9 protein-coding genes are annotated in these 9697 nt (G+C 70.6%); 8 read left to right on the forward strand and 1 reads right to left on the reverse strand.

All coding sequences use genetic code 11. From position 1 onward, the window contains the following. Window positions 1-339: 339 nt before the first annotated feature. Window positions 340-1554 carry a pyridoxal phosphate-dependent aminotransferase gene (locus tag R2N01_RS10065; RefSeq protein WP_316670771.1) on the reverse strand — a complete coding sequence of 405 codons (1215 nt, stop codon included), beginning with the start codon at window positions 1552-1554 and terminating at the stop codon, window positions 340-342. Between the two features lie 99 nt (window positions 1555-1653). On the opposite strand from R2N01_RS10065, the gene argC reads away from it, so the two are divergent. The 8 genes from argC to R2N01_RS10105 form a co-directional block, all read left to right on the forward strand. Beyond that, window positions 1654-2685 (forward strand): N-acetyl-gamma-glutamyl-phosphate reductase, encoded by a 1032-nt coding sequence (argC, locus tag R2N01_RS10070; protein WP_316670772.1) that lies wholly within the window; start codon window positions 1654-1656, stop codon window positions 2683-2685. Continuing rightward, on the forward strand, window positions 2682-3833 hold the full coding sequence (gene argJ, locus R2N01_RS10075; RefSeq protein WP_316670774.1) for a bifunctional glutamate N-acetyltransferase/amino-acid acetyltransferase ArgJ: 1152 nt from the start codon (window positions 2682-2684) through the stop codon (window positions 3831-3833). Before argC ends, argJ begins: the two co-directional genes overlap by 4 nt. Continuing rightward, a complete protein-coding gene (argB, locus tag R2N01_RS10080; protein ID WP_316670776.1) occupies window positions 3830-4738 on the forward strand; it encodes an acetylglutamate kinase in 909 nt (302 codons plus the stop codon). Before argJ ends, argB begins: the two co-directional genes overlap by 4 nt. Further along, window positions 4735-5946: an acetylornithine transaminase gene (locus R2N01_RS10085; protein WP_316670777.1), complete on the forward strand. Its 1212-nt coding sequence runs from the start codon at window positions 4735-4737 to the stop codon at window positions 5944-5946. Before argB ends, R2N01_RS10085 begins: the two co-directional genes overlap by 4 nt. Further along, the gene (locus R2N01_RS10090; RefSeq protein WP_316670779.1) at window positions 5943-6488 is read left to right on the forward strand and encodes an arginine repressor; all 546 of its coding nucleotides are present in this window, start codon (window positions 5943-5945) and stop codon (window positions 6486-6488) included. The genes R2N01_RS10085 and R2N01_RS10090 overlap by 4 nt, the downstream gene beginning before the upstream one ends. Before the next feature lie 59 nt (window positions 6489-6547). Next, window positions 6548-7969, forward strand: a complete 1422-nt coding sequence (gene argH / locus R2N01_RS10095) for an argininosuccinate lyase (protein WP_316670781.1) — start codon at window positions 6548-6550, stop codon at window positions 7967-7969. An 83-nt stretch (window positions 7970-8052) separates the two neighbouring features. Beyond that, window positions 8053-9318: a tyrosine--tRNA ligase gene (gene tyrS / locus R2N01_RS10100; protein ID WP_316670783.1), complete on the forward strand. Its 1266-nt coding sequence runs from the start codon at window positions 8053-8055 to the stop codon at window positions 9316-9318. Between the two features lie 143 nt (window positions 9319-9461). Beyond that, window positions 9462-9697 (forward strand): hypothetical protein (locus R2N01_RS10105; protein WP_316670786.1); only part of this gene is annotated, 236 nt, incomplete at its 3' end.

A 9697-nucleotide genomic window follows, 5' to 3' on the forward strand; every position in this document is an offset into this window, starting at 1 on the left:
GCCGGCGCCGCCCCGCTCGTCGAGATCGCCCCGGGCCATCTCGTGGCCCTCGACGCCGCGGAGCGGTCCGCCGGGGGTCGGCCGTGAGGCAGTGGCGGTGCTCGCCGGCCGCCACGGCGAGATCGAGCGCGTCATCGTGCTCGCCGCCGGCCCGCTCGTGGGCGCTCCCGGTCCTCGGCGTGTTCACCGCCGACCCGCCGTCATCGCGGCGGGTACGGGCGTCGTGCGCGTCATAGCGTCCTGCTACGCACTCTTCGCCGTGGTGGAGATCGTCGCGTCCTCGACCCGCGGTGCTCCTGCCGTGCCCTGGCGCCGATGCTCATCATCGGCGGGGCGGGCTCAGTCGTGGCGGGTCTCCTCGCAGTACTCGGCGATGCGGGCGATGGCCTCGCGCAGCACCTCCTCCCCGGGCAACGTCACGAGGCGGAAGTGGTCGGGGGCGGGCCAGTTGAAGCCGCGTCCGTGGCTGACGAGGATCTTCTTGCGGCGCAGCAGCCCCAGCGCCCACTCCTCGTCGTCCTGGATGGGGAAGCGCTCCGGGTCGAGGCGCGGGAACAGGTACAGCGCGCCGCTGGCCGGCACGCAGCTGACGCCCTCGATCTCGTTGAGCAGCTCGGCCGACAGCATGATCTGGTCGTGGAAGCGTCCGCCCGGGGCCACCAGATCGTTGATCGACTGGTACCCCCCCAGGCAGGTCTGGATGGCGTGCTGCGCGGGCACATTGGCGCACATGCGCATATTGGCCAGCAGGTGCAGGCCCTCGAGCAGGTCCTCGGCCGCGGCGAGCGGACCGGTGATGGCCAGCCAGCCGGCGCGGAAACCGCAGGCGCGATAGGCCTTCGACAGGCCGGAGAAGGTCAGGCACAGGACGTCCTCGCCGGCGAGGCCCGCGGCGTGGACGTGCTCGCCGCGATAGATGACCTTCTCGTAGATCTCGTCCGACAGGATGATGAGCCCGTGCTCTCGGGCCAGCTCGACGACGCCCCTCACCGTCTCGGCGCTGAAGACGGCGCCGGTCGGGTTGTTCGGGTTGATGAGCACGATCGCCCTGGTGCGCGGGGTGATCCTGGAGGCGATGTCCTCGAGATCCGGGTTCCAGCCGTTGGTCTCGTCGGCCAAGTAGTGCACCGCGCGACCGCTGCACAGGGTCACCTGGGCGGTCCACAGCGGATAGTCGGGGGAGGGGATGAGCACCTCGTCGTCGATGTCCAGCAGCGCCTGAAGGACGATCGAGATGAGCTCGCTGACGCCGTTCCCGAGCATCACCTGGTCGACGTCGACGTCCAGGCCCTTGGACTGGTAGTAGTTCGCCACGGCTGTGCGGGCCGAGTAGACCCCGCTCGAGTCGGAGTAGCCCTCGGACTCGGGCAGGTGGGCGACCATGGAGCGGACGACCGAGTCGGGCGTCTCGAAACCGAAGGGGGCGAGGTTGCCGATGTTGAGCTTGAGGATGCGCTGGCCCGCCGCTTCCATGCGCTGGGCCTCCACCATGTTCTTGCCGCGTACGTCGTAGCGCACGCCGCGCAGTCGGGAGGCCTGGGTGTACATGGTCATCGGAGTGTCCTTCGATCGGCAACGGATTGCGCATCACCCTAATACGCCGAGGAGCGGACGGAATCGCATATTTATTTTTAGCATGACATACTTATGCTCATGTCGTACGCAGCAGCGGTCGCCGGGTGCACCGGCTATGCCGGGGGAGAGATCCTCAGGCTCCTCGCCGGGCACCCCCAGGTCGAGATCGGTGCGCTCACCGCCGGGTCCAGCGCGGGGACCGCGCTGGGCGAGCACCACTCCAACCTGATCGACCTGTACGACCGGCGGGTCGTCGAGACCACCGCCGAGAACCTGGCCGGTCACGACGTCGTCTTCCTGGCCCTGCCGCACGGCGCCTCGGCGGCCATCGCGGCCGAGCTGCCCGCCGAGACCCTCGTCATCGACTGCGGTGCCGACCATCGACTGACCAGCGAGGAGCGCTGGAAGACCTTCTACGGGACGCCCTACGCCGGATCGTGGCCCTACGGCCTGCCCGAGCTGCCGGGCCAGCGCGAGGTGCTCAAGGGGGCCCGGCGCATCGCCGTGTGCGGCTGCTATGTCGCCACCAGCACACTCGGCCTGCTGCCGGCGATCGCCGGCGGTCTCATCGACGGCCGGGACATCACCATTGCCGCGGCCTCCGGCACGAGCGGCGCCGGACGCAGCCCCAGGCCCGGTCTGCTCGGCTCCGAGACGACCGGGTCGGTCAGCGCCTACGGCGTGGGCGGCACGCATCGCCACATCCCCGAGATCCTGCAGAACCTCGAGGCCCTCGGCGCGAGATCCCCGTCCGTCAGCTTCACGCCGCTGCTCGCCCCGATGCAGCGCGGCATACTGGCCGTCATCACCGCACCGATCGACTCGTCGGTCGGCCAGGAGCGGGTGCACGAGACCTATCGGAGCGCCTACGCGGACGAGCCCTTCGTGCAGGTGCTCCCGGCCGGCGTGTGGCCCGCCAGCCAGTCGGTGCTCGGCTCGAACTCGGTCGTCGTCAACGCGACCGTCGACCCGGCGGCCGGCCGGCTGGTCGTCGTGTCCGCCCTCGACAATCTGACCAAGGGCACTGCCGGCAGCGCCGTGCAGTCCATGAACCTCGCGCTGGGCCTGGACGAGACGATCGGCCTGCCCACGATCGGAGTCGCACCGTGACCGTCACCGCACCCAGGGGCTTCCGCGCGGCGGGCGCCGCCGCCGGCATCAAGACCGACGGCAGCCCCGACCTGGCGCTCGTCGTCAACGACGGCCCGGCCGACGTCGCGGCCGGCGTCTTCACCTCGAACAGGGTCTGCGCCGCACCGGTCCTGTGGTCGCGTCAGGCCGTGGCGGACGGAGCCCTGAGGGCCGTCGTCCTCAACTCCGGCGGCGCCAATGCCTGCACCGGCGAGGAGGGCCTGGCCGACTCGGCCGCCACCGCCGATGCCGTGGCCGGTCTGCTCGGTGCGGCCAGCCATGACGTGGCCGTCTGCTCCACCGGCCTGATCGGCGAGCGACTGCCCATGGGCAGGCTCCTGACGGGCGTCGAAGCAGCCTTCGCCGGCCTGTCCGCCGACGGTGGTGCCGATGCGGCCCGCGCCATCATGACGACCGACACCTGTCCGAAGACCGCCGTCTTCGCGGGCGAGGGCTGGTCCATCGGCGCCATGGCGAAAGGCGCCGGAATGCTCGCCCCGGCTCTGGCCACGATGCTCGTCGTCATCACCACTGATGCCGTCATCACCGCCGGGCAGGCCGACACGGCCCTGCGCGCGGCCACCGAGGTCTCCCTCAACCGCCTCGACTCCGACGGCTGCCAGTCGACGAACGACACCGTTCTGCTGCTGAGCTCGGGTGCCTCCGGCGTGCGGCTCGGCACCAGGGAGTTCGCCGCCGCGCTCACCGCGGTCTGCCTCGACCTCGGCCGCCGGCTCCTGGGCGACGCCGAGGGCAGCAGCCACGACATCGAGATCCTCGTCAGGGGCGCAGCCAGCGAGGCCGACGCTCTCGAAGTGGGCCGTGCGATCGCGCGGTCGAACCTGTTCAAGTGCGCCGTCTTCGGCAACGACCCCAACTGGGGCCGCGTGCTGGCCACGGTCGGCACCACGCGGGCCGTCTTCGAACCGGCCGAACTCGACGTCTCCTTCAACGGCGTCACGGTCTGTCGCGGCGGAGCGATCGGCGAGGACCGCTCGCTGGTCGACCTGCGCCCGCGCCGGGCCTGCGTCGTCGTCGACCTGCACGCCGGTGAGGAGCAGGCCGCGATCTGGACCAACGACCTGACGTACGGCTACGTCAGGGAGAACGCGGAGTACTCCTCATGAGCAGGGTGAGCAGCCTCGACCGCGACGCGGCCATTGGCAAGGCGGGCACCCTCATCGAGGCCCTGCCCTGGCTCGAGCAGTACGCGGGCAGGACGATCGTCATCAAGTACGGCGGCAACGCCATGGTCGACGACGGTCTCAAACGCGCCTTCGCCCAGGACATCGTCTTCATGCGCCGCTGCGGCGTGAAACCGGTCGTCGTCCACGGCGGCGGCCCCCAGATCAACCGCATGCTCAAGCGTCTCGACATCCGCAGCGAGTTCCGCGGGGGCCTGCGCGTCACCACGCCCGAGGCCATGGACATCGTCCGGATGGTGCTCGTCGGCCAGGTGGGGCGTGAGCTCGTCAACCTGGTCAACGACCACGGTCCCTACGCGGTGGGCCTGTCCGGCGAGGACGCCCGGCTGTTCACCGCCGTGCCGAAGAAGGTCATGGTCGACGGCGTCCCGATGGAACTCGGCCAGGTCGGCGAGGTCACCGCCGTGCACCCCCAGGCCGTCCAGGACCTCATGGACGCCGGCCGCATCCCGGTCATCGCCACCGTCGCCCCCGGCGAGCACGAGGAGGTCTTCAACGTCAATGCGGACACCGCCGCGGCGGCACTGGCGGTCGCCCTGCACGCCGAGCGCCTGGTCATGCTGACCGACGTGGCCGGCCTGTACTCGGACTGGCCCAACAGCGAGGACGTCATCACCCAGATCAGCGCGGGCGAGCTGCAGGAATTGCTCCCCGAGCTGGTCTCGGGCATGCGCCCCAAGATGGAGGCCTGCCTGCGCGCCGTGCAGGGCGGGGTTCCCCGCGCCACCGTCGCCGACGGGCGCGTCGAGCACTCGCTGCTGCTGGAGATCTTCACGAACGACGGCATCGGCACGATGGTCCGGGCCGAGGAGGACGATGAATTGTGAGCGGTCACGCCATCGACCAGAGGACCTGGGGCGAGCGCTACGACAGGACCCTGATGAACACCTTCGGCCATCCGAGGCGCGTCCTGGTGCGCGGCCGGGGCGCCGACGTCTGGGACGCCGACGGGAAGCACTACACCGACCTGCTCGCGGGTCTGGCCGTGCACGCGCTCGGCCACGCCCACCCGGCCGTCGTCAAGGCGATCGGCGAGCAGGCCGGCATGCTCGGCCACATCTCGAACCTCTTCGCCTCGCCCCCCCAGATCGAGCTCGGCGAGCGGCTCGTCCCGCTGGCCACGTTGAACGCGCCGCAGACCCCGGCCCGCGTCTTCTTCGCGAACTCGGGCACCGAGGCCAACGAGGCGGCCTTCAAGCTGAGCCGCCTGACCGGCCGCGGCAGGATCGTCGCGATGGAGGGCTCCTTCCACGGGCGCACGATGGGAGCCCTGGCGATCACCCACAACGAGCACTACCGCAAGCCCTTCGAGCCCTTGCCCGGCGAGATCGTCTGGGTGCCCTACGGGGATGCCGTGGCTCTTGAGAGGGCGGTCGACGAGACGGTCGCCGCCGTCGTGCTCGAACCCATCCAGGGCGAAAACGGCGTCGTCGAGCCGGGCGAGGACTTCCTGCCCGCGGCCCGCCGCATCACCGCCGACCGCGGCGCCCTGCTGTGGATCGACGAGGTCCAGACCGGGCTGTGCCGTTGCGGCAGGTGGTTCGCCCACCAGCGCGCCGGCATCACGCCCGACATCATCACCGTCGCCAAGGGGCTGGCCAACGGCTACCCGATCGGCGCCTGCATCGCCCTCGGCGAGGCGGCCGGCCTGTTCGGACCCGGCCAGCACGGCACGACCTTCGGCGGTAACCCGATCGCCTGCGCGGTCGGCTGCGCGGTGCTCGAGACGATGGCCTCGGAGGGGCTCGCCGACCGCTCCGAGCGTCTCGGCGAGCACCTCGCCGAGACGGTCATGGCCCTGGGGGACCCCCGCATCGACCTGGTCCGCGGTCAGGGCCTGCTGCGCGGCATCGTCCTGAACCGGCCGATCGCCGCCGGGGTCGCCGATGCGGCTCTCGAGGCCGGCTGGATCATCAATGCGCCGCGCCCGTCCGTGCTGCGCATCGCCGCGCCGCTCGTCATTGCCGGTGAGCAGCTGGACGCCTTCGTGGCCGCCCTGCCCGGGCTGCTGGACGCCGCCCAGGGGCGAGTATGAGCGCGAACGCATCGACATCGGAGCGGGCGGGCTCCGGCAGGGTCGCGCGCCAGGCGCTGATCCTGGAACTGATCCGGGCCCACGAGATCGGCTCTCAGGGCGAACTGGCCGACATGCTGGCCGAGCAGGGGATCAGGGTCAGCCAGGGCACGCTCAGCAAGGATCTGCTCGACATCGGTGCGGTGCGGGTGCGCTCGGTCTCGGGCGTCCTGGTGTACGCCCCCCCGAGCGCCGATGCCGCCTCCGACCGGGCGCTGCTCGAACAGCGCCTGGCCCGGATCTGCGCCGAGGTGCTCGTCTCGGCCGAAGCCTCGGCGAACCTGCTCATCATCAAGACACCGCCGGGGGCCGCCCAGTACTTCGCCTCGGCCATCGACCGAGTCTGCCTGCAGGCGGTCCTCGGCACCATCGCCGGTGACGACACCGTCATGGTCATCTCCCGCGATCCCGATGGGGGCCGGGAGGCGGCTGCGTACTTCCTGGCGATGGCCCGTACTGGTCGTCCGCCCGCTCGCCGCGAGCAGGGTCCGTCGTTCGCATAGAATCCGCACCGCGGTCACCGCGGCGAGCGGCCCCGCACGAGCATCACGAAAGGCGCGCCATGAGTCAGGATCATCAGCAGGGTCTGCTGTGGGGAGGACGTTTCGCCGGCGGCCCGGCCGAGGCGATGTTCGCCCTGTCGGTCTCCACTCGGTTCGACTGGCGCCTCGCCCGCGAGGACATCGCCGGTTCCCGCGCCCACGCCCGCGCCCTGCACGCCGCCGGTCTGCTGACCGACGCCGACCATGCCGCGATGGACGCCGCCCTGGCCGACATGGCCGAGCAGGTCGCCCGCGGCGAGCTGCACCCGGCCCCCACCGATGAGGACGTTCACGGCGCCCTCGAGCGCATCCTCATCGAGAGGGTCGGCCCCGTGCTCGGCGGCCGCCTGCGTGCCGGTCGCAGCCGGAACGACCAGATCGCCACCCTCATCCGCATGTACCTGCGCCGGGAGATCCGCGCCCTGGCCCTCGATGCCTGCGACGTCGTCTCCGCCCTGTGCGCACAGGCCCGTGCCCATCGGTCGGCGATCATGCCCGGGCGCACCCACATGCAGACCGCCCAGCCCGTCCTGCTCGCCCACCAGCTGCTCGCCCACGCCTGGCCGTTGCTGCGCGACATCGAGCGCTTCCGCGACCTGGACCGCCGCCTGGCGGTCAGCCCCTACGGCTCCTCCGCCCTCGCCGGCACCTCGCTCGGCCTCGACCCCGAGCGGGTCGCCCACGAGCTCGGCTTCGACGGCTCGGTGATGAACTCCATCGACGGCACCGCCGCCCGCGACCTGGTGAGCGAGACCGCCTATGTGCTCGCCCAGATCGGCGTCGATCTCTCGCGCCTGGCCGAGGACGTCATCGCCTGGACCACTCCCGAGTTCGGCTTCGCCCGGCTCGACGACGCCTGGAGCACCGGCTCGAGCATCATGCCCCAGAAGAAGAACCCCGATGTGGCCGAGCTGGCCAGGGGGAAGGCCGGACGGCTGATCGGCAATCTCACCGGCCTGCTGGCCACCTTCAAGGGACTGCCCACCGCCTACGACCGCGACCTGCAGGAGGACAAGGAGCCGCTGTTCGACGGCATTGATCAGCTCCATGTCCTGCTGCCGGCCGTCGCCGGCCTGGTCGGCACCCTCGCCTTCGACGAGGAGCGCCTGGCCCAGGCCGCCCCGCGCGGCTTCTCCCTGGCCACCGACATGGCGGACTGGCTCGTCCGCCGGGGCGTCCCCTTCGCCCGGGCGCACGACATCACGGGCCGTGCCGTCCGGTTCTGCGAGGCCAACTCGATGGAGCTGTCCGAGCTGGGCGACGAGCAGTTGGCCGGCATCGACGCCCACCTGGGGCCGGCCGTCCGCGACGTGCTGACGATCACCGGTTCGGTCGCCTCCCGCAACGGCCGCGGCGGTACCGCTCCCGAGCGCGTCGCCGAGCAGCTGGCGGCCGTCGAGGCGGCCGGCAGGGCCGCTGCGCAATGGGGCCGGCAGGCCTGACGCCGCGGGCCCGACGAGGGCTCGCCGGGTCCCGCTCCGCGCGCCGCTCGTGCCCATCGGCGGCCGTGTCATAGGCTGTCGGGGTGAATGCGCTGCTCGATGACCTGACATGGCGTGGGTTCGTCTCGACGACCACGGACGAAGCGGCCCTCGCCGCCCATCTCGATGGGGGAATGGTCACGAGCTACGTGGGCTTCGACCCCACCGCGCCGAGCCTGCACATCGGTCATCTGATGCAGTTGATCCTCGCCCGCCGGCTCCAGGAGGCCGGCCACCGTCCGCTCCTGCTCGTAGGCGGCGCCACCGGTCTGATCGGCGATCCCAAGATGACCGGCGAGCGCGTCATGAACACCAGGGAGACCGTGGCCGGCTGGGTCGAGTCCCTGCGCTCCCAGGTGAGCCGGTTCGTGAGCTTCGAGGGCGAGAACGCCTCCCAGATCGTCAACAATCTCGACTGGACGGCTCCGCTGCCGGCCCTGGACTTCCTGCGCGACATCGGCAGGCACTTCAGCGTCAACAGGATGCTGGCCCGGGACGTGGTGGCCCGACGCCTGGACGAGGGCATCAGCTACACGGAGTTCAGCTACGTCCTGCTCCAGTCCCTCGACTACGCGGCCCTGCACGAGCGCTACGGCTGCACCCTCCAGACCGGGGCGCAGGACCAGTGGGGCAACATCACTGCCGGTATCGACTACATCCGCCGCACTACGGGCGATGTCGTCCACGGCCTGGTGACGCCCCTGCTGACGAAGGCCGATGGCACCAAGTTCGGCAAGACCGAGGGCGGCGCCATCTGGCTCGACCCCGGACTCACGTCCCCGTACGCCTTCCACCAGTTCTGGCTGAACGCCGAGGACGCCTCGGTGGTCGACTACCTCAAGATCTTCTCCGCCCGAACCCGCGACGAGATCGATGAGCTGGAGACCCGGACGAGGCAGGCGCCCTCCGGGAGGGCCGCCCAGCACGCACTGGCCAATGACATCACCGACCTGGTCCACGGCAGGGCGGCCCGCGAGGCCGCCGAAGCCGCCGCCGCGGCGCTCTTCGGCCGCGGTGACCTCGGGGCCCTGAACACGGAGGCCCTCGCCATGGTCATGGGCGAGATCGGTGCCGTGGAGCTGGCCCCGGCGGACGGGCGGTTCCCGTCCGTCGTCGACGCGCTCGCCGCCAGCGGGGTGGTGCCCTCGAAGTCCGCGGCCCGCCGGGCCGTCGCCGAGGGCGGCGCCTATCTGAACAACCGGAAGGTCACCGACGTCGAGGCGCGCCTGACCGAGGACGAGCTCCTCGCCGGCAGGTATGCCGTGGTCCGCCGCGGCAAGCGCACCGTTGGTGGTGTAATCGTCCCCTGACAAGGGAAGACAAGATTTCTTCGAGGTTACTGCCCCTCGGACTTGCGCGGTGACGCGCCCGGGGGTATTGTTTTTTCCCGCCCCGGACGAGGAGGCTCCGCAAGAGGCCGGCCGGATCGGGGGTCATCCGAGCGGAGTGATCGGTGGTGCGAGCCGCCGATCCGACGGAGAGGATGGGAAGTCGATTTGACTTCCTGGGGATCAACCCCCTAAAGTTGATTGAGCTGCCGCTCGCGGTGGCTGCAATACAATATGTATGCGGACGATCCGCCTGCTCGGTTGATTGTTCGCAGATGGCTGCCGACGGCTGGTCCCGTACCGGCTGGTGGTTGTTTCTTGATAACTCAACAGCGTGTTTCTGGTTTTGTTTTGTTTTTTG

Origin of the sequence: uncultured Propionibacterium sp. (assembly GCF_963539965.1) — a bacterium.
Lineage (GTDB): Bacteria > Actinomycetota > Actinomycetes > Propionibacteriales > Propionibacteriaceae > Propionibacterium.

Coding starts and splice junctions, on each gene's coding strand:
- argB (WP_316670776.1), top strand. CDS start 3,830: ATGAGCAGGGTGAGCAGCCTCGACCGCGACGCGGCCATTGGCAAGGCG.
- R2N01_RS10090 (WP_316670779.1), top strand. CDS start 5,943: ATGAGCGCGAACGCATCGACATCGGAGCGGGCGGGCTCCGGCAGGGTC.
- argH (WP_316670781.1), top strand. CDS start 6,548: ATGAGTCAGGATCATCAGCAGGGTCTGCTGTGGGGAGGACGTTTCGCC.
- argC (WP_316670772.1), top strand. CDS start 1,654: ATGTCGTACGCAGCAGCGGTCGCCGGGTGCACCGGCTATGCCGGGGGA.
- R2N01_RS10065 (WP_316670771.1), bottom strand. CDS start 1,554: ATGACCATGTACACCCAGGCCTCCCGACTGCGCGGCGTGCGCTACGAC.